Source organism: Sulfurivermis fontis (assembly GCF_004001245.1).
GTDB classification, from domain to species: Bacteria; Pseudomonadota; Gammaproteobacteria; order Thiohalomonadales; family Thiohalomonadaceae; genus Sulfurivermis; species Sulfurivermis fontis.
Window position 1 is genome coordinate 2,669,718 of record NZ_AP018724.1, and the last position, 25,309, is coordinate 2,695,026.

Annotated in this window: 29 protein-coding genes; 14 read left to right on the top strand and 15 right to left on the bottom strand. The window is 64.8% G+C overall.

Features of this window, described 5'->3' with window-relative positions; genetic code table 11:
* Positions 1-64 precede the first annotated feature (64 nt).
* Complete coding sequence (locus EP379_RS13335; protein ID WP_127478267.1) at positions 65-718, top strand: TIGR04211 family SH3 domain-containing protein; 654 nt, start codon at positions 65-67, stop codon at positions 716-718.
* A gap of 8 nt (positions 719-726) precedes the next feature.
* Here EP379_RS13335 and rimO read toward each other — a convergent pair whose 3' ends face one another.
* Positions 727-2,049, bottom strand: coding sequence for a 30S ribosomal protein S12 methylthiotransferase RimO (gene rimO / locus EP379_RS13340; RefSeq protein ID WP_127478268.1), 1,323 nt, complete (start codon positions 2,047-2,049; stop codon positions 727-729).
* A gap of 274 nt (positions 2,050-2,323) precedes the next feature.
* On the opposite strand from rimO, the gene EP379_RS13345 reads away from it, so the two are divergent.
* Both EP379_RS13345 and EP379_RS13350 read left to right on the top strand, forming a co-directional pair.
* On the top strand, positions 2,324-2,665 hold the full coding sequence (locus EP379_RS13345; protein ID WP_127478269.1) for a histidine triad nucleotide-binding protein: 342 nt from the start codon (positions 2,324-2,326) through the stop codon (positions 2,663-2,665).
* A 210-nt stretch (positions 2,666-2,875) separates the two neighbouring features.
* Positions 2,876-3,532 carry a glutathione S-transferase family protein gene (locus EP379_RS13350; RefSeq protein ID WP_127478270.1) on the top strand — a complete coding sequence of 219 codons (657 nt, stop codon included), beginning with the start codon at positions 2,876-2,878 and terminating at the stop codon, positions 3,530-3,532.
* 210 nt (positions 3,533-3,742) lie between these two features.
* Here EP379_RS13350 and EP379_RS13355 read toward each other — a convergent pair whose 3' ends face one another.
* The 3 genes from EP379_RS13355 to EP379_RS13365 all read right to left on the bottom strand — a co-directional run bounded on the left by EP379_RS13355 (position 3,743) and on the right by EP379_RS13365 (position 5,736).
* Positions 3,743-4,309 carry a TIGR04211 family SH3 domain-containing protein gene (locus EP379_RS13355; protein ID WP_127478271.1) on the bottom strand — a complete coding sequence of 189 codons (567 nt, stop codon included), beginning with the start codon at positions 4,307-4,309 and terminating at the stop codon, positions 3,743-3,745.
* A gap of 91 nt (positions 4,310-4,400) precedes the next feature.
* Positions 4,401-5,315: an AEC family transporter gene (locus tag EP379_RS13360; RefSeq protein ID WP_127478272.1), complete on the bottom strand. Its 915-nt coding sequence runs from the start codon at positions 5,313-5,315 to the stop codon at positions 4,401-4,403.
* 13 nt (positions 5,316-5,328) lie between these two features.
* Positions 5,329-5,736, bottom strand: coding sequence for a secondary thiamine-phosphate synthase enzyme YjbQ (locus EP379_RS13365; RefSeq protein WP_127478273.1), 408 nt, complete (start codon positions 5,734-5,736; stop codon positions 5,329-5,331).
* A gap of 220 nt (positions 5,737-5,956) precedes the next feature.
* Between EP379_RS13365 and EP379_RS13370 the strand changes: the two genes are divergently transcribed.
* From EP379_RS13370 to EP379_RS13380, 3 genes are all read left to right on the top strand, one after another.
* Entirely contained in the window at positions 5,957-6,361 is a 405-nt protein-coding gene (locus EP379_RS13370) for an HU family DNA-binding protein (RefSeq protein WP_127478274.1), read from the top strand.
* A 134-nt stretch (positions 6,362-6,495) separates the two neighbouring features.
* Positions 6,496-7,734, top strand: coding sequence for an ISL3 family transposase (locus EP379_RS13375; RefSeq protein WP_127474685.1), 1,239 nt, complete (start codon positions 6,496-6,498; stop codon positions 7,732-7,734).
* Positions 7,735-7,889: 155 nt separating this feature from the next.
* The gene (locus EP379_RS13380; RefSeq protein WP_127478275.1) at positions 7,890-8,486 is read left to right on the top strand and encodes a CBS domain-containing protein; all 597 of its coding nucleotides are present in this window, start codon (positions 7,890-7,892) and stop codon (positions 8,484-8,486) included.
* A gap of 69 nt (positions 8,487-8,555) precedes the next feature.
* Here the strand turns inward: EP379_RS13380 and EP379_RS13385 are convergent, their stop codons facing one another.
* A complete protein-coding gene (locus EP379_RS13385) occupies positions 8,556-9,116 on the bottom strand; it encodes a YfaZ family outer membrane protein (RefSeq protein WP_172600490.1) in 561 nt (186 codons plus the stop codon).
* Between the two features lie 187 nt (positions 9,117-9,303).
* Between EP379_RS13385 and EP379_RS13390 the strand changes: the two genes are divergently transcribed.
* The 5 genes from EP379_RS13390 (at position 9,304) to EP379_RS13410 (ending at position 14,219) form a co-directional block, all read left to right on the top strand.
* Positions 9,304-10,491, top strand: coding sequence for an efflux RND transporter periplasmic adaptor subunit (locus EP379_RS13390; protein WP_232023913.1), 1,188 nt, complete (start codon positions 9,304-9,306; stop codon positions 10,489-10,491).
* The gene (locus tag EP379_RS13395; protein ID WP_127478277.1) at positions 10,488-11,168 is read left to right on the top strand and encodes an ABC transporter ATP-binding protein; all 681 of its coding nucleotides are present in this window, start codon (positions 10,488-10,490) and stop codon (positions 11,166-11,168) included. Before EP379_RS13390 ends, EP379_RS13395 begins: the two co-directional genes overlap by 4 nt.
* Positions 11,165-12,370 carry an ABC transporter permease gene (locus EP379_RS13400; RefSeq protein ID WP_127478278.1) on the top strand — a complete coding sequence of 402 codons (1,206 nt, stop codon included), beginning with the start codon at positions 11,165-11,167 and terminating at the stop codon, positions 12,368-12,370. Before EP379_RS13395 ends, EP379_RS13400 begins: the two co-directional genes overlap by 4 nt.
* Complete coding sequence (locus tag EP379_RS13405; RefSeq protein ID WP_127478279.1) at positions 12,367-13,566, top strand: ABC transporter permease; 1,200 nt, start codon at positions 12,367-12,369, stop codon at positions 13,564-13,566. The genes EP379_RS13400 and EP379_RS13405 overlap by 4 nt, the downstream gene beginning before the upstream one ends.
* 71 nt (positions 13,567-13,637) lie before the next feature.
* Entirely contained in the window at positions 13,638-14,219 is a 582-nt protein-coding gene (locus EP379_RS13410; RefSeq protein WP_127478280.1) for a Tll0287-like domain-containing protein, read from the top strand.
* Between the two features lie 50 nt (positions 14,220-14,269).
* Here EP379_RS13410 and EP379_RS13415 read toward each other — a convergent pair whose 3' ends face one another.
* The 7 genes from EP379_RS13415 to EP379_RS13445 form a co-directional block, all read right to left on the bottom strand.
* A complete protein-coding gene (locus EP379_RS13415; RefSeq protein WP_127478281.1) occupies positions 14,270-15,160 on the bottom strand; it encodes a DMT family transporter in 891 nt (296 codons plus the stop codon).
* A 210-nt stretch (positions 15,161-15,370) separates the two neighbouring features.
* Positions 15,371-15,823, bottom strand: a complete 453-nt coding sequence (locus EP379_RS13420; protein ID WP_127478282.1) for a glutaredoxin family protein — start codon at positions 15,821-15,823, stop codon at positions 15,371-15,373.
* Between the two features lie 99 nt (positions 15,824-15,922).
* Positions 15,923-16,129 (bottom strand): Alvin_2107 family globule sulfur oxidation protein, encoded by a 207-nt coding sequence (locus tag EP379_RS13425; protein WP_127478283.1) that lies wholly within the window; start codon positions 16,127-16,129, stop codon positions 15,923-15,925.
* Positions 16,130-16,235: 106 nt separating this feature from the next.
* Positions 16,236-16,631, bottom strand: coding sequence for a thioredoxin family protein (locus EP379_RS13430; RefSeq protein ID WP_127478284.1), 396 nt, complete (start codon positions 16,629-16,631; stop codon positions 16,236-16,238).
* Positions 16,632-16,634: 3 nt separating this feature from the next.
* Positions 16,635-18,083 carry a CFI-box-CTERM domain-containing protein gene (locus EP379_RS13435; RefSeq protein ID WP_127478285.1) on the bottom strand — a complete coding sequence of 483 codons (1,449 nt, stop codon included), beginning with the start codon at positions 18,081-18,083 and terminating at the stop codon, positions 16,635-16,637.
* A 10-nt stretch (positions 18,084-18,093) separates the two neighbouring features.
* The gene (locus EP379_RS13440; protein WP_127478286.1) at positions 18,094-19,086 is read right to left on the bottom strand and encodes a hypothetical protein; all 993 of its coding nucleotides are present in this window, start codon (positions 19,084-19,086) and stop codon (positions 18,094-18,096) included.
* Positions 19,083-19,913, bottom strand: a complete 831-nt coding sequence (locus EP379_RS13445) for a FecR family protein (protein ID WP_172600491.1) — start codon at positions 19,911-19,913, stop codon at positions 19,083-19,085. Before EP379_RS13445 ends, EP379_RS13440 begins: the two co-directional genes overlap by 4 nt.
* Before the next feature lie 213 nt (positions 19,914-20,126).
* Here EP379_RS13445 and EP379_RS16820 point away from each other — a divergent pair, with 213 nt between their 5' ends.
* On the top strand, positions 20,127-21,308 hold the full coding sequence (locus EP379_RS16820; protein WP_127478288.1) for a murein transglycosylase domain-containing protein: 1,182 nt from the start codon (positions 20,127-20,129) through the stop codon (positions 21,306-21,308).
* Positions 21,309-21,333: 25 nt separating this feature from the next.
* Here EP379_RS16820 and mepK read toward each other — a convergent pair whose 3' ends face one another.
* From mepK to EP379_RS13465, 3 genes are read right to left on the bottom strand one after another with little or no spacing between them, the layout of a single operon-like run.
* Positions 21,334-21,879, bottom strand: coding sequence for a peptidoglycan L,D-endopeptidase MepK (gene mepK / locus EP379_RS13455; protein ID WP_127478289.1), 546 nt, complete (start codon positions 21,877-21,879; stop codon positions 21,334-21,336).
* A gap of 11 nt (positions 21,880-21,890) precedes the next feature.
* Entirely contained in the window at positions 21,891-23,576 is a 1,686-nt protein-coding gene (locus tag EP379_RS13460) for a L,D-transpeptidase family protein (protein ID WP_145987909.1), read from the bottom strand.
* Complete coding sequence (locus EP379_RS13465) at positions 23,557-23,889, bottom strand: thioredoxin family protein (protein WP_172600492.1); 333 nt, start codon at positions 23,887-23,889, stop codon at positions 23,557-23,559. Before EP379_RS13465 ends, EP379_RS13460 begins: the two co-directional genes overlap by 20 nt.
* A gap of 67 nt (positions 23,890-23,956) precedes the next feature.
* Between EP379_RS13465 and EP379_RS13470 the strand changes: the two genes are divergently transcribed.
* Together EP379_RS13470 and EP379_RS13475 are read left to right on the top strand one after the other, a co-directional pair.
* On the top strand, positions 23,957-24,337 hold the full coding sequence (locus EP379_RS13470) for a hypothetical protein (RefSeq protein ID WP_127478292.1): 381 nt from the start codon (positions 23,957-23,959) through the stop codon (positions 24,335-24,337).
* 171 nt (positions 24,338-24,508) lie between these two features.
* A complete protein-coding gene (locus EP379_RS13475) occupies positions 24,509-25,246 on the top strand; it encodes a sulfite exporter TauE/SafE family protein (RefSeq protein WP_145987910.1) in 738 nt (245 codons plus the stop codon).
* The last annotated feature ends 63 nt before the right edge of the window (positions 25,247-25,309 follow it).

Consider the following 25,309-nt stretch of genomic DNA (forward strand, 5'->3'; position numbering starts at 1 on the left):
GACACTTTCCCCGCCGGCGCCGTTGCAAACAATACGTGGGTTTTAGCCACGAGGAAGACACACCATGAGAGGCATCCTGTTCGTGCTGCTGTGCGCCGTTGCGACGGCGGGCCTGGCCGAAACCAATTACGTCGATGACACCCTCGTCATAACCCTGCGCACCGGTCAGGGCAATAGCTACCAAATTCTGCGCACCCTTACCTCCGGTACCGCCCTCGAGATACTGGAACGCGACGACAAGTACGCCCGCGTGCGCACCCCCGACGGTACCGAGGGCTGGGTGCTGAGCCAATACCTCACCCCCACCCCCGTGGCCCGCGATCGCCTGGCCCAGGCAGAGCAGCGCCTGGCCCGTTTCGAAACGGAGAATCAACAACTCAAGAAGGAGCTGGCGGCGCTGCGCAGTGAAAAACGCACCGTGGAAGGCGAACACAAACAAGCCAGCAGCACGGTGGAAAGGCTGCAAGGTGAACTGGAGCGGCTGAAGGCCGTCGCCGCACGGCCGCTGGAGCTGGAAAAACAGAATCAGGAAATGGGCAAGCGCCTGCAGGAGCTGGAGCTCAATGCCCGCATGCTGAGCGAGGAAAACACCGCCCTGCGTGATCGTGCCAACCGCGACTGGTTCCTGGCCGGCGCCGGCGTGCTGTTCGGCGGCATACTGCTCGGCCTGATCCTGCCCAAGCTGCGCAAGCGCCAGAGCTGGAGCGACTGGCGCTGAGAAATACCTCAGGCGGACACGACCGCGCCGAACAGGTCGTGTTCGCCGGCGGCGGTGATCTCCACTGCGACGAACTGTCCGCTCCGCAGGTCGGCGCCGTTCTCGATGATCACCATGCCGTCGATCTCCGGCGCATCGGCGCTGGAGCGGCCATAGGCCTCCTCCTCGCCCACCTCGTCCACCAGCACGGTGAGCGTGCGCCCCACCTTGTCCTGCAACTTGTCGGCGCTGATCGCCGCCTGCAGTTCCATGAAACGCTCCAGCCGCTCTTCCTTGATCTCCTCCGGCACCGGGTTGGCCAGGGCATTGGCCGGGGCCCCCTCCACCGGTGAATAGGCAAAGGCACCGACGCGATCCAGTCGTGCCGCCTCGATGAAGGAAAGCAGTTGCTCGAAATCCGCCTCCGTCTCACCGGGAAAGCCGACGATGAAGGTGGAACGCAGGGTCAGATCCGGGCAGGTGGCACGCCACTGCCCGATGCGCTGCAGGGTGTTCTCGATATTGCCGGGACGGCGCATGGCCTTGAGGATGGCGGGACTGGCATGCTGCAAGGGCACATCGAGGTAGGGCAGGATTACCCCCTCGGCCATCAGCTCCACCAGCTCGTCCACATGCGGATAGGGATAGACATAGTGCAGGCGTACCCAGGCGCCGAGCGAGCCGAGGTTGCGCGCCAGTTCGGTGATGCGGCTCTTCACCGGCTTGCCGTGCCAGAAGCCGGTGCGGTACTTGAGGTCGACGCCGTAGGCGGCGGTGTCCTGCGCCACGATGAGCAGTTCCTTCACGCCGGCGCCCACCAGCTTTTCCGCCTCCTCCAGTATCTCGCCCGCCGGCCGGCTCACCAGGTCACCGCGCATCGACGGGATGATGCAGAAGGTGCAGCGCTGATTGCAGCCCTCGGCGATCTTGATGTAGGCGTAGTGGCGCGGCGTCAGCTTGATGCCGCCGGGCGGCACCAGGTCGGTGTAGGGGTCATGATGCGGCGGCAGCACACCGTGCACCGCGGCCATCACCTGCTCCAGCGAATCGGGCCCGGTCACCGCCAGCACCTGGGGATGGGCGCTGCGGATCACCTCCTCCTTGGCGCCCAGGCAGCCGGTGACGATCACCCGGCCGTTTTCCGCCAGCGCCTCGCCGATGGTGTCCAGCGATTCCTCCACCGCCGCGTCGATGAAACCGCAGGTGTTCACCACCACCAGGTCGGCATCGTCGTAGGTCGGCACGATGCGGTAGCCCTCGGCGCGCAGGTGGGTGAGGATGCGCTCGGAATCCACGGTGGCCTTGGGGCAGCCGAGGCTGACGAAACCGACTTTGGGTATGGCTTTGCTCATGGGGAAAACTGGGGCTGAAGGGGGCCATAGGATAACAGGGTGCCACGCCGCCGGCACATCCGGCTTGATCCGGCCGCGACCATGGGTTACACCAGATAAAAGGAAGGTCTGAATAAGTCCATCCTGGACTTCTCAGACCACGCCAAGCGAAAAGTGTGATTTTCGCTTGGCTTCATTTTTCAACGACTTATCGTCGTTGAAAAATGGCGGCACATCCCTGTGCCGCGGAAGCTCTGAACTTATTCAGAGCTTCCAAAAAACCACAGGAGCAACCATGAACTGCATCTTCTGCAAGATCGCCGCCGGCGAGATCCCCGCCACCATCGTCCATCAGGACGAGCACGTGGTGGCCTTCCGCGACCTCAACCCGCAGGCGCCGACCCACATCCTGATCATTCCGCGCCGCCATATCGCCACCGTCAACGACCTGGCCGAGGCCGATGCGGCCACCGTGGGCCGGCTGTTCCTCGCCGCCCGCCGGATCGCCGCCGAGCTGGGCTTTGCCGCAGACGGCTACCGCCTGGTGATGAACACCAACGCCGCCGCGGGCCAGACCGTATTCCACATCCACCTGCACCTGCTGGCGGGACGCAACTTCGCCTGGCCGCCCGGATAACCCCAGTTACAAGTGACAAGTTTTAGAGGCGTTTCTTGCCACTTGAAACTTGCCACTTGAAACTTGTCACTTGAAACTTGTCACTTGAAACTTGTCACTTGAAACTTGTCACTTGAAACTTGTCACTTGAAACTTGTCACTTGAAACTTGTCACTTGAAACTTGTCACTTGAATCTTGCCACTTGTGACTTGTGACTTGGGACTTATCAAATGAAACCGGAACTGGTCAGCTTCAAACTGTGTCCCTTCGTACAGCGTTCGGTGATCGTGCTGCTGGAGAAGGGCGTGCCCTTCGACATCACCTACATCAACCTGAAGGAACCGCCGGAATGGTTCCAGCGCATCTCGCCGCTGGGCAAGGTGCCGCTGCTCAAGGTGGGGGATACGGTGCTGTTCGAGTCGGCGGTGATCATGGAATACCTGGACGAGGTCAACCCGCCTTCGCTGCACCCCGCCGATCCGCTGCGCAAGGCGCACAACCGCGCCTGGATCGAGTTTGCCTCCGGCCTGCTGGCCTGCCAGTACAACCTCACCATGGCGGCAGCCGATGCCGCCGCCTTCGATGCGCAGTGCACGGAACTGTGCGCCAAGTTGGCGCAACTGGAACAGCAGATCGCCGGACCGCTGTTCAACGGCAGGGAATTCGCCCTGGTGGATGCGGCCTTTGCGCCGTTCTTCCTGCGCCTCGACCTGCTGGAGGGATGGCACCCGCTGGGCCTGCTGCGGGGGCTGCCGAAGGTGTCGGCCTGGTCGCAGCAGTTGCTGCAACGGCCGGCGGTGCGGGATTCGGTGGTGCCGGAATTCGCGGCGCTGTACCGCGAACACATCCGCGGCGGCGGTGCCCATGGCGCCAGGGTGTTCTGTTAGGGAAGCTCTGAATAAGTTCAGAGCTTCCGCGGCACAGGGATGTGCCGCCATTTTTCAACGACGATAAGTCGTTGAAAAATGAAGCCAAGCGAAAATCACACGTTTCGCTTGGCGTGGTTTTGTCCACGGATGGACTTATGTCGCGCAGCCCAGGGAGGGGCGGGAGCGACCTGAGAAGTCCAGGATGGACTTATTCAGACCTTCCTTAGGTCAGAGTTCCAGACCGCCCAGGCGCTGCGCCACCCGCTCCTTGTCCCAGCGCACGCCCAGGTACACGCCGAGGGCAAACAGCACGATCAGTGCCGCCGCGTAATACAGCCAGCCATAGGCAGAACCCTCCTCCTGCAACTGCGCCTGCAACTCCGCCATCCGGCTTTGCAACTGGCTGTTTTCAGCCTGCAAGGCCTCGATGCGCGCGGTGAGCTGCTCGACCTGTGCACCGCTCGCGCTGCTGCTGCTGCGCAGCTGTGCCAACTCCTGCTGCAAGCGATCGCGCTCCTGCTCCATCCGCTCCAGACGTAACTGCGCCGGCAGTTCGCTGGTGGCATAGACCTCGCTGATCCAGCCTTCCACCCCGCCGGACGTGCGCACGCGCAAATGACCGGCCTGACGTTCCAGCACCGTCAGCTCGGTGCCGGAAGTCACTACCGTGATGGGGGTATCGCTGGAATTGGGTTGCGCGCGTACACCCACGCGCAGGACGTCGCTGATATAGACCGTCTCCGCCTGGGCCGGCATCAGGGCAAGCAACATGAGCAGAAAGAGAGCCTGTCGCATCTCCTCAATCCTTTGTCATTATTCTTCGCCGCACCCGCCAGAGTGCAGCCTCTCCAATCATACGGGCTAAGCGCCCCGCCTGCCACCCGCGTCAGGACAGCCAGACGAACCACAACGGCAGGGTCAGCATGCACAGTGCCGTCGTAACGGTCACCGCCATGGCATACAGCCCGGTATCCAGTTGGTAGCGATCGCACAACACGATGCCGAGCACCATGCTGGGCATGGCCGCCTCCAGCACCACCGCCGCCAGCACTTCGCCCTGCAGGCCGAGCGCGGCGGCCAGCCCCCAGATCAGCAACGGCGTCAGCAGCAACTGTATCGCCGCCACCGGCAGCACCAGCGGGATCTGGTGACGCCAGGCACCGGCCCAGCGCAGGCCGAGGCCAAGGGAAAACAGCATCAGCGGCACCACGCCGGAACCGAGCATGTCGAGCCAGGAACGCACGATGGCCGGCAGCGGCACCTGCGCCAGATTGAGACCGATGCCGGCCAGCGCCGCCCACAGCGGCGGCACCTTGAGCAGCGCCAGCAACGGGTGTTCCTTCTGCCCGCCGCCGCCGTACCAGGCCGCCAGCGAGATACCCACCGACAGCAACAGGGGCGTGCAGGCGAGCAGGTCGTACTGAATCGCCACACTGCGCGCCCAAGGGCCGAAAGTCGCCTCCAGCACCGGCAGGCCGAGATAGGTGGCATTGGGAAAGGCCGCCGCCAGCAACAGGGCACCGACCACGCGATGGGGCTGGCTGCTGCGGCGGAACCACAGCCAGGCCGCCAGCAGGCCAAAACCGACGGCCGCCGCCGCCGACACGGCAATGCGCACCGAATCCAGTCCCAGCGGCGCCTGCCACAGCACCAGCAGCACCAGGGCCGGCAGCAGCAGCACATAGACCACGCCGGTCAGGCTGCGCCGCACCTGCTCCGCCTCCAGCCCCAGCGGCGTCAGCACCCGCCACATCACGCCGCACACGATGAGTGCCGCCGCCTGCAAGATCACGTCAACCATTCATCGCTCCCCGTCAGGTGCCGATATGCACCACGCAACGCCGGCGCCCGCCATGGCGCCGATGCTCCCACAGATAGATGCCCTGCCAGGTGCCCAGGGCCAGGCGGCCGTCCACCACCGGGATGGCCAGACTGACCGCCGTCAGTGCCGTCTTGATGTGGGACGGCATGTCGTCGGCACCTTCCTGGGTATGGGTGTAGAGCGCATCGCCCTCCGGCACCAGCCGGTTGAGCCAGCGATCCAGATCACGGCGCGCGCTCGGATCGGCATTTTCCTGGATCAGCAGACTGGCCGAGGTGTGCTGCAAAAACACCGTACAGAGCCCCTCCCGGATACCTGCCCGCTGCACCAGCTCCGCCACCCGTGCCGTGATCTCGTGCAGCCCCTGGCCCGGAACTTCGACACTGATTTCCCCAATCACACCACCGCACCTCCCTCGGCCGACATCACTGCCCGCGCATCCTAGCAGTTTCCTCACGCCGCCGCTGGCGGGCAAAAACGAAAAAAGGCCGCACAACTGGAAAAAAAGGGGATTTGCACCGCTTTTTTTCCTTGTGTTTTGCAAATTATCGTTTCAAAATCACTCGCCGACGACAACTCACCGGTGAGTTGTTTCTACCATCGAACTAGGGAGATCACAGATGGCTGTAAAGAAAAAGACCGCTGCCAAGAAAGCTGTAAAGGCCGCCCCGAAGAAGGCCGCTCCGGCCAAGGCCGCCGCCCCGCTGAAGGCAATCACCACCAAGCAGACCAAGAGCCAGATCATCGCCGCCATCGCCGAAGCCACCGGCGTGTCCAAGAAAGACGTCGGCGCCGTGTTCACCACCATGGCCGCCATGGTCGAGGCCCACATGAAAAAGAACGGCTCCGGCGAATTCACCATCCCCGAAGTGGGCGTGAAGATCCGCCGCCACAAGAAGCCCGCCACCAAGGCGCGCAAGATGATCTCCCCCTTTACCGGTGAAGAGATCACCGTCAAGGCCAAGCCGGCGCGCAACACCGTCAAACTCACCGCGCTGAAGGGCCTGAAGGAAACCGTCGCCTAGGACGCGACGCCTGGCGGTCCCTGCACAAGGCCGGCGCAAGCCGGCCTTTTTTATCACGCTCCCGATGGCCAGGGGCATGACATTCAAATTGCGGCTCTTCCCCGTATCGAGTGGGTAGCTTACCCTGTTGAGTCATGAGAGACATAGACCTATACGCCCAGATTCTTGGCTTACGGTCGCCGTGGAAGGTGGCCGATGTGCAGTTGCTGCGTGATGCCGAGGAGGTTCGGATTCACGTGGTCCCGGAGCCGGGAGTGACGTGGAGCTGTCCGCACTGTGGACGCCCCAGCCCCGGCTACGACAGCAGGCGTCGGCAATGGCGCCATCTGGACACCTGCCAGTACAAGACGGTGCTGGAAGCGGACGTGCCGCGGGTGCAATGTGCAGAGCACGGGGTGGTCACGGTGGCGGTCCCGTGGGCAGAACCGGGTTCGGGTTTCACGGCGCTGTTCGAGGCGCTGCTCATTGACTGGCTGAAGGAGGCGAGCACGCAGGCGGTGGCGCGACAATTGAAGCTGAGTTGGGGCGCCATCGACAGAGTGATGCAGCGCGCGGTGAAGCGCGGGCTGTCCCGCCGTGAGAGCCAAGCGCCGGAATACTTGAGCGTGGACGAGACCGCCTTCGCCCGGCGCCACGAGTACGTGACCGTGGTGACTGACCAGGAACGTGGCGTCGTGCTGCACGTGGCGGACGACCGCAAGACGGAGAGCCTGTCGGCCTACTATGCCGGGCTGAGTGATGAGCAGAAGGCCAACATCAAGGCGGTGGCGATGGACATGTGGCCGGCCTATATCAGCGCCACGGAGGCGCACATCCCACAGGCGCGGGAGAAAATCGCCTTCGACAAGTTTCATGTCGCCAAGTACCTGAATGATGCGGTGGACAAGGTACGGCGACAGGAGCATCGCTCCCTGTTGGCCGTGGGCGAGGACTGCCTCAAGGGCAGCAAATATGACTGGCTCACCAACCCGGCCAACATGACGCGTGCGCAGCAGAACCGCTTTCGTGCACTGCGCGATGGCAGCCTGAAAACGGCGCGGGCCTGGGCCATCAAGGAATTCGCCATGGGCCTGTGGCACTACGACAGCCGCACCTGGGCGGCCAAGGGCTGGACGCGCTGGCTGTCTTGGGCTGTACGCAGCCGACTGGAGCCGGTGAAGAAAACCGCCGCAACGATCAAGAAGCACCTGTGGGGCATCATCAATGCCGTGGTGTTGAAGGTACACAATGGCCATGCCGAAAGCATCAACAGCCGCATCCAGCACATGAAGAACCGGGCGCGGGGGTTCCGCAATCGGGAGCGTTTCCGTACTGCCATCTACTTCCATCTCGGCGGCCTTGACCTATACCCCGCTCAGATGAGAAATCGGTGATTCAACCCACTCGATTAGGTGATGACCCCAAATTGCTAATGGCGGACGAAATATATTTGGTTCTGGCTGAATTGAAAAAACGGACTTTTTGCATTATCTCTAGTTTCACAGGGTAAAAATACACAAAGCACCACGCGACCACTGGAGAAACGTACATGAGCCAGAATTACAATCCCCTGTCCTACAAGACCCTCGAGGCCGGCGCCACCTACCAACGTCCGCCACAGCGCCTGCCGGAACGCGTTACCGCCGACAGCCCTGCCACCGACGTCATGACCGACTTCACCAAGGTGGCCGCCATGACCATCGGTCCCTGCGCCAGCCTGGAGGACGCCAACCAACGCATGATCGCCTCCGGCGTGCGCCTGCTGTTCGTCACCGGGCGCGACAACGAAATCTTGGGCGTCATCACCGCCACCGACATCCTGGGCGAGAAACCGATGAAGTATCTGCAGGAGGTGGGCGGCAAGCGTGAGGATATCTTCGTGCGCGACATCATGACCCCCCAGGACAAGCTGGACGTGCTGTGCATGCCCGACGTGGAGCACGCCAGCGTGGGCGACATCGTCGAAACCATGAAGCGGGTGGGGCGCCAGCATGCCCTGGTGGTGGAACGCGCGGCAGGCGATCGCCAGATCGTGCGCGGCATGTTCTCCACCAAGCAGATCAGCAAGCAGCTGGGTATCACCATCGAAACCACCGAGGTCGCCCAGACCTTCGCCGAACTGGAGGCGGCCCTGAACGCCGCCTGATTCTGCCGGGCGGAAACAAAAAAGGGGCGCCGGTAGCGCCCCCTTTTTGTTTCCGCATCGCGCGCAATATCAGAAGTTCATCCGCATGCCGATATGCACATGGTCATCCAGTTCGGCGGAACCGCCGTTCTCGGGATCCACTTCCACGTTGCGATAGCCTACGTAGACATAGGCCTGGGTAAGCAGTTGGTAATCCGCGAACAAGCCCCACTCCGTGTATTCCTCGGCATCGAGGAAGCTGGTGATGTTCGGCGCGTAGTACAGCGAACCGCCGAAGCCGACGCGGGGCATCGGCGAGAAGCGCACGCTGCCACCGAGAGCGATGTGGCCACCCTCGAAATCCTCCACATCGACAAATACGGCACGGCCGCCCAGGCTGATATTGAAGTTGCCCTGCTTGCTCCAGTTCATGCCGGTCACCTGCAGCCCGGCATGGATCACGTTGGCGTCATAGCGGTTCTCTTCCACATGGAGCAGACCGACGTCCATGTCCAGCCCCCGTGTGGCGCCGACGGGGCGGCTGTAGGTTGCCCGCAGGGCATCGCCATGCAGGTTGATATCCAGCGAGTCGGCCGCCGCCTGTGCCGCCATCGCCACACCAAGCACCACCCCCAATATACGCAGAATCATAAGCATCTTCTCCGATATAGCCTTTGATTATTGGTCTTCCGCACCCTGCCGGCACGCTGCGCCTAATAGTATCGGTAATCGCCGCGCAATGACACCGCTTGCGGCAAATTTGCCCCATGGCTCGCATTTTCGGTGACGGCAATGCTAGTTTCTACCGTATACCGATTGCCTGCGGACGGGATATGCCGTGACCCGCACAACTACGCCACTGACCGCCATGCACCGTACACTGCGCCGCCTGTTCGTGTTCTCCCTCCTCCTGCTCGCCGTCATTGCCGCCGGCTGGTATGCGACACGCCCCAAGCCCGTGGCCGTGGTCGTCAGCGAAGTGCAGGCCGGCCTGGTCGAGGCCACGGTGACCAACACGCGTGCCGGCACGGTGAAGGCCTGCCGGCGTGCGCGCCTGGCGCCGCCGCAGGGCGGTCAGGTGGCGGAACTGCTGGTGCGCAAGGGCGATCGGGTAGAGGGGGGGCAGCTGCTGCTGCGCCTGTGGAACGACGATCTGGCGGCACAGGTGGCGTTGGCGCGCAGCGAGGCCCAGGCCGCAAGTGCCCGCGCCGACGAGGCCTGCCTGGTGGCCGAGGTGGCGCAACGCGAGGCACGGCGTACCAACACCTTGCACAAGCAGAACCTGGTTTCCGACGAACAGCGCGATCGCAATGAAACCGACGCCCAGGCGCGTGCCGCCGCCTGCACCGCCGCACGTGCCAGCGCCCGCGTCGCCAACGATCGCGTTCGCCTCAACGAGGCCTTGTTGGAGCGCACTCTGCTGCGCGCCCCCTTTGCCGGCATGGTGGCGGAAACCACCGGCGAGGTGGGCGAGTTCGTCACACCTTCGCCACCCGGCATCCCCACCCCGCCGGCCGTGGACCTGGTGGACAACAGCTGTCTCTACGTCGTCGCCCCCATCGACGAAATCGACGCGCCGCGCGTCGCCGTCAACATGCCGGCGCGCATCCTGCTCGATGCCTTCGGCAACCACCCCTTCGCCGGCCATGTGGCGCGCATCGCCCCCTACGTGCTGGACGTGGAAAAGCAGGCGCGCACGGTGGAAATGGAGGTGGAGTTCGACGATCCGCAGGACATCGCCAAACTGCTGGCCGGCTACAGCGCCGATGTTGAGATCATCCTGGAGCGCCGGGAAAACGTGCTGCGCATCCCCACCGAGGCCCTGCTGGAAGGCAACCGCGTGCTGCTGTTCGACGGCGACCTGCTGCACGAGCGGCAGATCGAAACCGGGATCGCCAACTGGCAGTACACCGAGGTGGTGAACGGCCTGGCCACCGGCGACCGGGTGGTCACCTCCATCGAGCGCGAAGGGGTGCGCGCCGGTGTCCATGCCGTGGTGGAACAGGCCACCGGGAAGGCGAAATGATCGAACTGCAGGGGATCGAGCGCGTCTTCGATGTCGGCGGCCAGCAGGTGCACGCCCTGCACAATATCAACCTGCGCATCGCCCGTGGCGACTACGTCTCCATCATGGGCCCCTCGGGCTCCGGCAAATCCACCCTGCTCAACATCATCGGCCTGCTCGATCGCCCCAGCACCGGCCGCTACCTGTTCGAGCAACATGATGTAACCGCCCTGTCCGACAGCGAGCAGGCGCAGGTGCGGCGCGAACGCATCGGCTTCGTATTCCAGTTCTTTCACCTCATCCCGCGCCTCACCGCGGCGGAAAACATCGAGCTGCCGCTGGTGCTGTCCGGTGTCGCGCCGGCACAGCGCCACGACAAGGTGCAGCGCACGCTGCAGGCCTACGGTCTCGCCGAGCGCGCCCGCCATCGCCCGGATCAGTTGTCCGGCGGCCAGCGCCAGCGCGTGGCCATCGGCCGCGCCACCATCATCGAGCCGGCCCTGCTGCTCGCCGATGAGCCCACCGGCAACCTGGACCGTGCCTCCGGTCACGAGGTGGTGGAAATCCTCGAACAGCTCAATGCCCGTGGCATCACGCTGGTGGTGGTGACCCATGATCCGGAACTGGGCATGCGTGCGCGCCGTCGCCTGCGCATGGTGGATGGCGCCATCGTCGAGGACACGGGCACAGCATCATGACACTGCACGATCGCCTGCGCTACGCCTTCACCGCCCTGCGCGGTGCGCGCCTGCGCACCGGCCTGATGCTGCTGGCGATGGCCATCGGCGTGGCCGCGGTGGTGGTGCTATCCGCCCTCGGCGAAGGCGCGCGGCGCTACGTCATCGGTGAGTTTTCTTCCCTCGGCACCCATCTGCTCATCGTCCTGCCCGGCCGCAACGAAACCACCGGCGGCGCGCCCCCGCTGGTATCGGAAACGCCGCGCGACCTCAGCCTCGACGATGCCGAGGCGCTCAAGCGCAGCCGCCACGTACGCCTGGTCGCCCCCATCAACGTCGGTGCCGCCACCGTGTCGTTCGGCGGCCGCGATCGCGACGGCGTCATCATGGGCGCCACGCACGAGCTGTATGAGGTGCGTCATTTCAAGATGGGACAGGGCCGCTTCCTGCCGCCCGGCGACGTGCACCATCCGCAACCGGTGGCGGTGCTCGGTGCGCGCCTGCGCCGCGAGCTGTTCGGCAGCCAGCCGGCCCTGGGCGCACGCATCCGCATCGGCGATCGCCGCTTTCATGTCATCGGCGTGCTGCAGGAACAGGGGCAGTCGTTGGGCATGAATACCGACGACCTCGCCATCATTCCGGTCACCGCGGCGCAATCGCTGTTCAACGTCACCTCGCTGTTCCGCATCCTGGTGGAGGCGCCGGCGCGCGAGGCCATCGAACCGGCGCGCCGCCACATCATCGCCACCCTGAGGGCCCGCCACGACGGTGAGGAGGACGTCACGGTGATCACCCAGGAGTCCGTGCTTGCCACCTTCGATCGCATCCTCGGTGCGCTGACCATGACCGTGGCCGGCATCGCCGCCATCAGCCTGGTGGTGGCCGGGGTGCTGATCATGAACGTCATGCTGGTGGCGGTGGCGCAGCGCACCGCCGAGATCGGCCTGCTCAAGGCCCTCGGCGCGCCGGCCCGCGTCATCCAGCGTCTGTTCCTCACCGAGGCGGCGCTGCTGTCCCTGCTCGGTGCCGCCATCGGCCTCGCCCTCGGCCAGGCGGCCACCCTGCTGCTGCGTCAGCTCTATCCGGCCCTGCCTTTCGGCGCCCCCCTGTGGGCCATCGCCGCGGCGGTCCTGGTGGCGCTGGTTACCGGGCTGGCCTTCGGCGTCTTGCCGGCACGCCGCGCCTCCCGTCTCGATCCGGTCCAGGCGCTGGCCCGCCGATGATCGCCCGCGACTTCATCCGCCTCACCGTCGGCTCGGTGATCGCGCAACGCCTGCGCAGTTTTCTCACCGCCCTCGGCATCGCCATCGGCATAACCGCCGTAGTTTTGCTCACCGCCATCGGCGAGGGCATCCACCGCTATGTGCTCAACGAGTTCACCCAGTTCGGCACCAATCTGGTCGCCGTGCAGCCCGGCCGCAGCACCACCATGGGCGCATCGGTCGGCGCCTTCGGCAATACCCGGCCGCTGACACTGGAGGATGCCGCGGCCCTGAAAAGGCTGCCTCGCGTCGTCAACGTCGAGCCGGTGATCGCGGGCAATGCCCTGGTCGAGGCCGGCGGACGGCAACGGCGCACCAATGTCTACGGCGTCGGCTCCGCCTTTCCCGAGGTGTTCAATTTCAGCGTCGCCGGCGGCCGCTTCCTGCCGCCGGATGACCCGCGCGCCGCGCGTGCCTTCGCCGTGCTCGGCAGCCAGCTGCGCCGCGAACTGTTCGGCGACGCCAATCCGCTGGGTCAGACCCTGCGTGTCGGCGGCGATCGCTACCGCATCATCGGCGTGATGGACAGCAAGGGACAGGTACTCGGCTTCGATGTCGACGACACGGTGTACATCCCCGCCGCCAAGGCCCTGGATCTGTTCGCCCGCGACGGTCTGATGGAGATCGATGTGCTGTATCAGGCCGGCGCCAATGTCGATGAAATCGTCGAGGGGGTGCGCCGCGTGCTCAGCGCGCGCCACGGCCGCGAAGACTTCACCCTCGTCACCCAGCAGCAGATGCTGGAGGTGCTCGGTTCGGTGCTGGATGTGCTCACCTTCGCCGTCGGTGCGCTGGGCGGCATTTCGCTGCTGGTGGGCGGTGTCGGCATCTTCACCATCATGACCATCGCCGTGCGCGAGCGCACCCCGGAGATCGGGCTGCTGCGCGCCCTGGGCGCGCGGCAGGGTCAGGTCCTCGCCCTGTTCCTGGGCGAGGCCACGGTGCTCGCCGCCATCGGCGGCCTGGGCGGGCTGCTGCTCGGCCTGGGCATCGCCTGGCTGCTTGGTGTCGCATTGCCCGCGCTGCCGGTACACATCACCTGGAGTTACGTGGCGAGCGCCGAACTCATCGCCGCCGCCGTCGGACTGGTTGCCGGCGTCTGGCCGGCACGCCGCGCCGCCCGCCTCGATCCGGTCGAGGCCTTGCGTACCGAATGACCCTGTGCTTTTATGAGCCACCGGCCGCAGAGCCGGAGCATCAACCAACAAATCCAAGGTGGAGGGAAACAATGAAACGCATTATCGCAACCGCCCTGCTGTGCGCCATCCCGCTGGGCCAGGTCCTGGCCGACAATCACGGCAACCAGGCACGGGTGGAAAACAGCAAGGCTGTGGTAAAGGAATTTTTCGGCAAGCTGAAGGGTGAGCTGGAGGCGGCCATGAAGCAGGGCGGCCCCATCAATGCCATCGAGGTATGCAATCGCGTCGCCCCCGGCATCGCCAAGGAACTGTCCGACAAGCACGGCATGGACGTGGCACGCACCAGCCTGAAGACCCGTAATCCCGACAATGCCCCGGATGCCTGGGAAACCGCCGTGCTGAAGAAATTCGAGGAGCGCAAGGCGGCCGGCGAGAACCCGGACAGCATCGCCTTCGGTGAAGTGGTCGAGACCGACGGCAAGAAGGAATTCCGCTTCATGAAGGCCATCATCATGCCGCCGGAAGACAAGATGCCCTGCCTCAAGTGCCATGGCAGCAACATCGACCCGGCCATTGCCGCCAAGCTCGATGCCCTGTATCCCAAGGATATGGCGCGCGGCTACAAGGCCGGCGACGTGCGCGGCGCCTTCACCCTGCGCCAGCCCATGTAAGAGTAGACACCGCCGTACAACGAAAGGGGGCCGCCGGCCCCCTTTCTCTTTCAGACCGCACCGCGCCGCAGGCGCCGCAGCACATGGCCGCCCCACTGGTAGATCAGCAGGCCGACGAGGATGCAGGCCGTGCCCTGCCACACCCGCGGCTCCACCACCTCAGCGTTGATCCAGTTGCCGAGCAACAGCGCCAGCACCGGCGTGATCAGCGTGATCACCGCAATGGCACCGGCGGACAGCCGCTTCAACACGAAGAAATACAGATTGAAGCCGACCACGGTGCCGAGCACGCCCAGATAGACGATGGCGCCGGCGCTGCGCTGATCCATCTGCACCGGCCAGGCCCCGTCGAATACCGCCCAGGTGAGCAGATAGGCGAGAAGCGCCAGCAGCAGCGCACCGCCGTTGAGGGCCATCGGGTGCAGCGTCGCGCCGGTGCGCTTCACCCAGACCGCGCTCGCCGCCTGCATCAGCACGCCGCCCAGCACCGCCGCGATGCCCTGCCAGGCGATGTGCTCCAGCGCGCGGCCGGCGAGAAAGATCAGCGCCAGACCGGCGATGCCGAGCAGCACGCCGACGATGCGCAGCGGTGACAGGCTGCGCTCGTTCAGCCACCACGCCGCCATCACGCCGGTAAACAGCGGCATCAGACCGTACAGCACCGAGATAAGGCCGGACGGGATGTACTGCGCGCCCCAGTAGGTGCTCAACATGGCGCCGTAGATCCCCAGTGCCGCGGCGACGTAGGCTCGACGTGCCTCGCGGTCCCAGGGCACGGCAATGCGCAGCAGGCGCAGCAGCAACAGGCTCAGCACGGTACCCAGCGCCATGCGCGCGGTCACGGCAAACAGAAACCCCGTCCCCGCGCTGCTCCACTTGATGGCCAGCGGGGTGGTGGACCAGATCAGGATGATGCCCACATAGGCGGCAGGTACCGACATTTTTCCTTCCCCAAACGCACAAACAAAAAGGCCGCAGACTCAGCGTCTGCGGCCTTTGAGGTATCCATTCTGTCGCGGGAACTAGCCCGGTCTCACCTCGATGACACGCCGACGCAACGCCTCGCGCCAGACGACGCGGCGTACTGCGGACATCGGTCGTGCATTCAGGTAAGTCATGATGGGTAAGCTACGCTGCGGCAGCCGGAGCCGTCAAGGTGTTGCCGGCAGATGGCCGGCCTGCTCCAGCCACCCGGTCAGCGTGGCGGCATTGAAACCGTTCATGCGCTCTGCGCCCACCAGGATGATCGGCACACCGGTGCCCTGCAGGCGACGGTAATCCTCGCGCCCCTTGCGGGTGGTCTCGATGTCGTATTCGTGGAAGGGAACGGAACGGGCCTGCAGAAAACACTTTGCCTTGCGGCATACACCGCACCAGGCGGCGCTGTACATCACCACCGGCGGGCGGGACTCGAACATCCCTGCCGGCACCGGCGTCGACCCCACCGCGTTGTAGCGCAGCGCAACACCCTCGGCCTGGCGCTCGTCGGGCGGCGCATCACCGAAGTGCACACGGCCCTCGGCATCGGTCCAGCGATAGATGCCGGCGCCCGTTGCCGGCCCGGCCAGCAGCAGCAACAATAACCAGTAAACACCTCGTCTCATGCGGGCCACTCCCTCAGCCGTACCTGCCCGCAGCTTAACCCGCCCCCCACAAAGCGACAGCCCCGCCGGAGCGGGGCTGTCGCGGGGCGGGGCGGGAACTCAGGCGGCCTTCTTGCCGACCCAGGCCTTGTAGCCGTCCAGCACCTGATTCAGGCCGTCCTCATAGCCGGCCTCGTAGGCCTCGGTGATGTGCTGCTCACCGCGGCGCGGGTTGTGCAGGAAACCGCAGGCCCAGCCATCGATGTACTGCCGGTCGGCGCCGGCCTTTTCCATGGTGTCCATCGCCTTGTAGTAAGTCGCGTTCATGTTGCCTCCTGAAATACCTTGTCAGTCATGCAATTTTTCTGGCCAACCGCGGCCATGGTATTAACATAGTATTCCAGTACACTATTTCAACCCCGCGAAAACTGCGTCAATCTCCGCGCAGCAGCACCTCCAGTTGTTTCGCACTCACGGCCCCCAGCAGCACCTTCACCACCTTGCCGCCCTCCACCAGCACCAGGGTCGGCGTGGCACGGATACCGAACTGCCGCGCCGCCGCCGGCTGCTGCACCACATCCACCTTCACCACATTGCCATGACGTTCCGCCAAGCTGTCGATGAGCGGCGCCAGCGTGCGGCAGGGACCGCAATGCTCGCTGTAGAAATAGAACAGCAGTTTGTCGCGCCCCTGTTGCTGTGGCGTCAGCAGCGCCGCATAGTCCGGCGCCGCCTGCCCCTGCAGGCGCTTGCTACCCAGCCAGATGTACAGCGGCATGGCCATGAACAGGGCCATCACGCCGATGAGTATGAACGGCAGATATTCCATGTCTCAGACCACCCGACTGACTACGTTGCGGCGGCGCCGCCACCCGACGAGCAGCGCCAGCAACGCAACGACAGCCAGCAGCGCCCAGACCGGATGCCGGACCGCATACACCACCGGCGTCAGCACGCCGCGCACCACCGTGCGCAACCCCTCGCGCTCGCGGATGTAATCGGCGAGCGGCGGCGAATGCTCATAGTACTGCGCGACAAACCAGCGTCCCGGCGCGTTGGTCAGCAGATGCCGGTCACGGAACTCGCGCAGCGTCGCCACATGTTCTTCGAACGGCGAGCCATAGGCCGCGGTGGCGATGAAGCAACCGGAGGAGGTGGCCGACACGCCTTTCTTCGCAGCGGTGGCGCCGGCGGCGGCCTGCTGTGGTGCAACCATGGCCGCCAGATCGGCACGTGTCAGCGTCAGTTCTTCCGGCATGCCGTTGCGCTCGATACGCACCGCCACTGAGGTGCCAGGCTCACCACGCAGCCGCTTGATCACCTCGACATTGCGCAGACCACGCACGGTCTGGCCATCGACGGCCAGAATCCGATCGCCGGCGTGTACGCCCGCCTGCTCGGCCGGCCCGGCGGGGAAGGTACGCACCACTACCGGCAGGGTGTCAGCCGTATCGAATTGCAATTCGATACCCACGCCACCGGCCGGCAATGACACCGCCAGTACCAGCTCGGCCTGCTGTGTTTCCTTCGCATTCACTGCCGTGCAATTCTCCAGCCCCCAGAACACACCGGTCCATTCGGCTTTGTAGATGGTGCGCGGAAATTTCAGCACCATCTGGGTCCCTTCATCATTCACCTTACCGGTAAATTCGCTGCGCTCCTTTGGTATTTCACAACCGGAGCGCCCCTCGATGAAGGCCTCACGGGTGACGATGCCTTTGATCACCGCCCCGGCAATCTGTCCCTCGAAGCGATGCACCGCATCCGGCAGCTCCGGTTGCTGATCCATATCGCCAAGCAGTAAGCCGCCATGAAAGATCACCTGCACCGGCGCCGGTCGGCTGCGCCCCTCGGCCGTGAAACGGTCACCTTCCACGCGCACCGCATACCCGCTCCAGTTACCCGACAGCGCCTGGGCCTGGGCGGTGCGTTCCTGCATGTATTCGAGGGCGATGATCTTGTCGCGCACCTTGGCGGCATCGACCGCCTCCGGCGCCAGTTCGAGGTAGCGCCGGAAGCTGGCGATGGCACCCGCCGTATTGCCCAGCTTTTCCTGCACCACGCCGAGATTGAAGTGCGGGTCCGCCCACTGCGGCGCCAGCCGTGCGGCCTGCTCCAGTTCCTTCACCGCGTAGCGCAGATCATCCATCGTCTTGGCCATCTCGATGGCGGTGCGCCCGCGCACCATATAGCGGCGCGCCTCTTCCGACACATCCTGCGCCCAGGATGACATCGACACCACCAGCAACACGCCGACCAGCCACACCGTACCGACTTTCATGTTTCTCCCCCTAACGCCCCAATTGCCCCATCAATGCGCCGGCCCGCTGCGGGTCGGCCTGGTATTGCGCTTCGAGTTGTTGCAGCCGCTGCTCGTCCTGCGCCAGTTGCTCGCGCTCGCGCCGCCGCCGCTCCAGTTCCTGCTTCAGCTTCTGCTGCTCGGCCCTGGCCCGCTCCAGCGCCTCGCGTGCGCGACGTTGCGCCTCGCTTTCCTGCGGCTGGCCGGCGGGAGCCTCCTTCAATCTCAGGCCGGCCAGTTCACGTTCCTGGCGCGCTGCCTCCTCCTCGCTGGCCTTGAGTTTCTGCTCCAGCGTCCGTATCTGCTGTTCGGCCTGCTGGGTCTGCTGCCGGTTCACCTGCTTGCGTTCGGACAGCAGCGTGACAAATTGCCGCTGCACCTCCACCGGTGTCGGTGCCGGCGGCTCCGGAACCTTGCCGGCATAATCCGGCCCCTTGAGGCCGCCTGCCCCCTGCGCCCCCAACTCGGCCTTGCTGCGCGCCTCCTCATCGGTCTTGGCCCGCGTCGCCGCATCGCTCCAGGCGGCACTGCCCCGCAACTGCCCCAATGCATCGCCACCGGCAGACGGTACCGGTTTCAGAGTCAGGCCGCCGGAACCACCGCCATTGTCCAGCCCCTTGAACTCTTGCAGCGTGCCTTGCATCGCCTCACGGAATTTCTGCTCCTGCAGCTTGAGCTGCGCCTCCTTCTGCGCCTGCGCGTCGGCAGCCGCCTTGGCCTGTTGCGCGGCAGATTCCTTGCTCTGTCCGCCACTCTGCTGCTTGACGCTGGGGCTGTCGTAACCGAAGCAGCCGATGGAGTCGTTCGGTTGCAGTTTCTGCGCACGTGCCGCCTCGCAGGCGGCCTTGGTGGGAAAACAGCAATAGGTGGACTGGCCGGTATATTTGACGATCACCGGCGAATAGGCGATCCACCAATCCGCCAGCGCAAGCCACGGCACACCCAGCAGCAATAGAGCGGCCACACCATGACGCAACGCCGTCATTCCGCCCCCTCCTCGCGCCACCAGCGCCGCGTCGTGTTCCAGTCGATGGCCGCCGCCGCAGTGAGCGGCTCACCCTGCCGTGTGAAAAGACGTTGTCCGGCCGCGACCATCACGGCACTGTCGCCATCTGTCGGCGTTGCCTCTACCACGCCCTCCAGCACCAGCAACTCGGTACTGCCGTCCGGCGCCTGCCGTACCGCAAAGCGGGTGCCACGAACGGCAAGGACCGCGGCCGGGGTGCGCACCTCCACGCGTTTCATGCGCGTCAGCAGCGGCGTCACTGCCGCATAGAACGCGCCGCGGCTGATATCCACCACCGCATTGCCCAGATCGTCCAGTGTCAGCTGCACCTCGGTATCGGCAGCGATCTGGGCCGCGGTCGCACCGTCCTGCAACATGAATTCGGCGCCACTGCCGGGGCCGGTGCGCAGGCGATCGCCGGAACGCAACGGTGTCGCACTGTCGGCCGCCAGCGGCGCCCAGCCCCCCGCGGGGTTGCTGCGTTCCACCTGGCCCCGCTGTTCGATGACGGCGGCACCGATCGGCTGGCCGGGGGCGCGCGCCAGCAGGCGCTGCGCCAGCGTCAGACTCTTGCGGGCCCGCTGCAGGTCCTGATCGAGGTTGGCACACAGTTCGCGGTAGTCGTTATAGTTTGCACGGCTCACCGCCACCGCCTCACGCGCCACGGCCTCGGCGGCGCGGTCCTTGCTGCTGAGGGACAGACGCAAGGCGCTTTCGGCATCACGCAACGTCTGCTCTGCCAGCGCCACCCCGCGATTGCACATGGTGATATCCCGCTGCAACCGCTGCTCACGGGCTGCCAGCACCCGCAGAATCCCATCCGCGGGGGACGCCAGGACCGAAAGCTGCATCCCGGCCAGCATCAGAATGAGAAAAACAATCCGTTGCATCATCTGCCTCCCGGCAAGAAAGACCCTTCAAGCTTGTCGAATCATGATGAACCGATCGCGCCATGCTGTGAAGCTGGCGCCGACAAAAGGGTATTGCCACTGCGCTTTCGTGGGGTATCCTTGTCTGCCATGAGTACTTTGCGCAAGTCCTTGGTCATTCTCTGCGCCATCACCACCCTCGGCGCCTGCTCCACCTACGACGTCGTGCGCATCGCCACCAGCGGCGACCCGCGTGAGGCCGCCAGCAATCTGGCCAAGTACAAGGCCGCCAGTTACAAGCAGAATCCGGTGCAGCTGGTGCGCGATCTGCAGGCGGCGCGCCGCGATTACCAGAAGCTGGTGGATTTCCTCTCCGGCAAGGCGGGGACACAGTGGGGCAGGAAGGAGGCGGTTACGCCCAGCAACAAGCGCTACGTCAAGTACACCCAGAACTACATGAGCCGCGCCATCGTGCAATTCGATCGCGGCCTGATAACGGTGGAAACCCTCGACCCGATCCAGCCGGCACAGAGCCTGAGGAATGCCATCGTCACCACCCTGCTGACGCCGGACGATCCGCGCGCAGTGGATCTGTATTCCGACAAGAGCGTGGCACTGTCCGGCAAGCCTTATCTGCATGGACTGGTAGTGGACGAGCGCGGCCGTGTCATCGATACCCCGGCGCTGGCGGAAAGCTACGCCGACCATCTGCTGCACACGGCCCGCCAGACGCGCATGGTGGACACCGAGCAGGGCAGCAAGAAGGTGCACTACGTGCAAATCACCATGGTGAGTGATTACGAGAACCGTCAGGCCCAGCGCTACGCCGCCAGCGTCGACAAATACGCCAAGCAGTTCGGCGTGAGCAAGAGCCTGATCTATGCGGTGATGAAGACCGAGAGCAGCTTCAATCCCTTTGCGGTGAGCAGCGCGCCCGCCTACGGCCTGATGCAGTTGGTGCCGGAAACCGGCGGGCGTGATGCCTATACGATGGTGAAGGGCTACGACCACACCCCGAGCAAGGACTACCTGTTCGATGCGGACCACAACATCGAACTGGGTACCGCCTATCTCCATATCCTCGAGCAGCGCTACCTGGGACGCATCGAGCATCCGCTCACCCGGGAATACTGCACCATTGCCGCCTACAACGGCGGTGCCGGCAACGTGTTCAACATGTTCTCGCCGGATCGCGCCAAGGCGCCTGACGTGATCAACGCACTGCCGCCGGCGGAGGTGTACCGTCGCCTGCGCGACGAGCATCCGCGCGACGAAACGCGGCGCTATCTGGTGAAGGTGCTGGAGGCGCGGCGCGAGTTCGTCAACATCTGACGGCGGAATACCCGCGCCGAAAGGGTCAGCCGTCCCAGGTGCGGAATGGACCGGTATCGAGGTGGATGAAACCGGAGCGCGGGTAGTAGCCGACACCGCCCGCGCGCAAATCACGGGCGGCTTGCAGCAGATGCCGCAGCGCCTCACCGGGCAGGCGCACGTCGATGGCCCGTCCTTCCATGTGCAGGCTGTTCTTCGCTACACCGTTGCTGTGCTGGCGCAGCCGGGCGTTGGTCTGCGGCGAGCGGTAGCCGGAAATCACCTCATAGGGCCGGGCCAGGCCCACGCGCTGCTGCAGTTGATACAACAGGTCGAGCAACACCGGCTCCATGCTCCCCACCTCACCGCTGCGGTGATCACGTAACAGATGGTTGATGGCGGCCAGGCCTTCGGCCACATACCTTCCATCCTGCCAGTAGACCGTGTGCAGCGATTCGCCGGTGTGCAGATTGTCGAAGGCGAGACGGCGCTCGCCGCGCACGGCGAACACCGGGGCGGAGATCAGGGCCAGGGCCGCACCCATGCCAAGGGAAAGAACACGACGGCGCGGAAGGGAAACCAATGCTTTCATGGAGCGGAATTTTATGGATTTGCCGGCTCGGTTGCGACGATGGTTGTCGCATTTTGCTGCCACAGTTCCAGCAGACGTGCATCACGGCCATAGATATCATCGCGCAGGTGCAGCGCCCCCTCGCCGTCCACCCAGGCCGTCCAGTACACCAGATACACCGGGACCGGCGCGGGCAGGGTCAGGCCCAGCGGTTTGCCCGCCGCGATGGCCTCTTCCAGGCGGGCACGGCTCCAGCGCGCCTCATCGGCCAGCAGCCGGCGCGCCAGTTCGACAGGGTCCTCCAGACGGATGCAGCCGGAGCTGAAGGCGCGCGCCGGCAGGTTGAACAGGCTGCGGTCCGGTGTGTCGTGCAGAAAGATGCCGTAGCGGTTGGGCAGCAGGAACTTGATGCGGCCGAGGGCATTGTGCGGCCCGGGGTCCTGGCGCAGGCTGTAGGGAAATCTGTCACCGTCCACACGCTCCCAATCGATGGCGGCAGCATCCACCTGACTGCCGTTGCCGTCCAGACTGCTGAACAGGCGCATGCCGGCCCGCTGCAGGTATCCGGGGTCACGCCGCAGGCGCGGCAGGATGTCGTCGCGGAAAATGGTGCGCGGCACATACCAGTACGGATTGAGCACCAGCGAGGTCATCGTGCTGGTGAATACCGGCGTCTGACGGTAGTCGCGCCCGACGATGACGCGCATGTCCAGCACCACCTGGCCATCTTCGACCAATTGCAGATCATAACCGGCCATGTTGACCAGAATGTGGCGCGGCTCCATCTGCCGCGGCAGCCAGCGCCAGCGATCCATATTGGCGGCGATCTGTAGGATGCGCTGCTCCACCGGCACATTCAGGGCCGCCAGGGTGGCATCCCCCACGCTGCCGTCCGCCTGCAGGCCATGCCGCCGCTGAAAACGGCGCACTGCACGACGCACGGTGTTGTCATAAAGCTCCGGCTCCGCCGCCTCGGCCGCAGCGAGGTCACCGGACAGCCACAGGCGGCGGCGCAACTGCGCCACACGCGGCTCACGTGCGCCGAAACGCAGAATCTCCCCGCCCGCGACTTCCGGCCAGCCACCCTGCGCCGCAACGGCACGGTACTGCTGCAAGGCCAGGCGCAGGCGGCGATAGCCCTCGTACTGCGGCGGCAACCCGGCCAGCACCGCAGCCAGGTTGCGCTGCGCCAGGACCTGCGGCAGCAGCGCGGCGGGGTCGAGTGGAACATAAGGGATGAACCAGTCGCTACCGGCACGACGTGGATCGATACGCCCGCTGTAAACATTCAGACTGTAATGCAGGAAGGCATCGGTCAGCAGCAGGTCGAGTTGCGCCAGATGCTGGATATCGTCGATGGGGCCGAACAGGCGCTGCTCGATGGCCGCGATGGGATAATCGCCCACCGGCAGACCTTCGGCCTCGGCCTGACGCAGCACATGCAGCAGTTCCCCGGCCTCGATGAAAATGCCGTCACGGTCGAACCAGGCGGGACGAAACCCGCGCTGCCAGTAATAGCGGCTCACCTGATCGGGCAGCGCCAGCGTCACGCCATCGACGCGCTCGGCGCCGTTGATGGCCACCACATACCGAATCAGTTCCGCCGTCTCTGCCACGGTGGCATCGGTGGCCGGCCACTGCAGAGGCGCGGCCTGCAAGGGCACCCACCAGAGCAACAGCAACAGGGGACGCAGGTATTCAGTCAAAGAACAGCGCATAGGGCCGCTCCAGTGCCGCCGCCAGTTGCCCCGGCGTGAAATTGCGCGCCAGGCGCAGCGACTCCCGGCCGTCGATGTACACCGCCACCACCGGCACCGTGAACACCGCCTGCTGTGCCGCCAGCTCGGGCGCGGCGGCACAGTCCACCACCGCCACGGCGATACGCGGAAACTCCTGCCGCAGCAGCGCCAGAATGCGCGGCTTGAGCACTTGGCAGACGGCGCAGTCAGGGCGGCTGAAATACACTACAGCAGCGGGATTCTGCTGCAAAAAGTCGGTGAATTGCGCGGTGGATTCGAGAATGGTCGGCATGAGGCTTTTTTGACGTGGCGCGGCGTGTCCGTGATAATGGGCAAAGACCATGCAGGAGAATCAACTTTTGTCCCATTACAGCCAACAGGACCGCGAGCAGCTCGCCATCCTCGTCATGGGCGTGCTGGATGACTGGAACATTCGTGAAGAATACCAGATCAGCCTGCTCGGCCTGCCGGAAGACACGGCCGTACGCGAACTGACAAAATTCAGCCGCGGCAAGGCCCTGCCCGATGACGATGATCTGCTCGCCCGTGCCGTGCATCTCATCGGCATCCACCAGGCCCTGCACGTGGTATTCCCGCTCAACCCCAAGATGGCCGGTTTCTGGCTCACCACGCGCAACCGCTATTTCCGCGGCCAGCCGCTGACCGTGATGCTGGAAGAGGGCCTGCCCGGCATGGACCGCGTGTGGCGCCATCTGGACTGTACCCGCAACTGGGAATGAAGAAGACAGCTACGAGCTACAAGGGACAAGGTACGAAAACACGTCTGCAGCGTATGTTTCCCATTGGCTGATCTGGCCGTGCGCGCAGCACACCGCTTCCTCGTATCTCGTGCCTCGTACCCGACGGCCGCCTGGCCAACAGGTGCAGCGTCGTTATAATCCGTGCCCACCATGGACCCGCTCACCCTCGCCGCCTTTCTGTTCATCGTCGCCCTCGGCGCCTACGTGCAGACCGTCACCGGTTTCGCCCTCGGCCTCATCGTCATGGGCGGCATCACCCTGTTCGATCTCGCCCCGGTGGCCTTTACCGCGATCGTGGTCGGCTTCACCGCCCTGGCCAACAACTTTCTCGCCCTGCACCGCGCCATACACCACATCGATCGCCGCGGTATGACCTTCACCCTGCTCGGCATGCTGCCGGCGGTCGGGCTGGGTGTGCTGTTGCTCGACGCCCTGCACAGCACTTCGGTGGAAACCCTGCGCGTGATCCTCGGCGCGGTGATCCTCGCCGGCGGCGTGCTGCTGGCATTGCGGCCGCATCCGCACGCCCACCGCGCACCCGGCTGGGTGGATGCCGGTGTCGGTGTCGCCGGCGGCATACTGGCCGGGATGTTCTCCATCGGCGGGCCGCCGCTGGTGTTCCATTTCTACCGCCAGCCGCTGCCGCTGGCCGTGGTGCGCGCGACGCTGCTGGCCACCTTCGCGGTCGCCACCGTGGCGCGTCTGTTCTACGTGGGGGTGGCCGGGGATATCACCCTGGAGATGGTGCAGCTCAGCCTGCTGTGCCTGCCGGTAGTGTTTCTCGCCACCGTCGCCGGCCGCCGCTATCCGCCGCCGCTGCCGGACCTGGCCATGCGCCGCTTCGCCTTCACGCTGCTCGGCGCCATCGGCGTGATGTTGCTGGTTTAAAGGCAGTTACAAGTTCCAAGTGACAAGTGACAAGTTGCAAGTTGCAAGTTGCAAGTTAAAGCG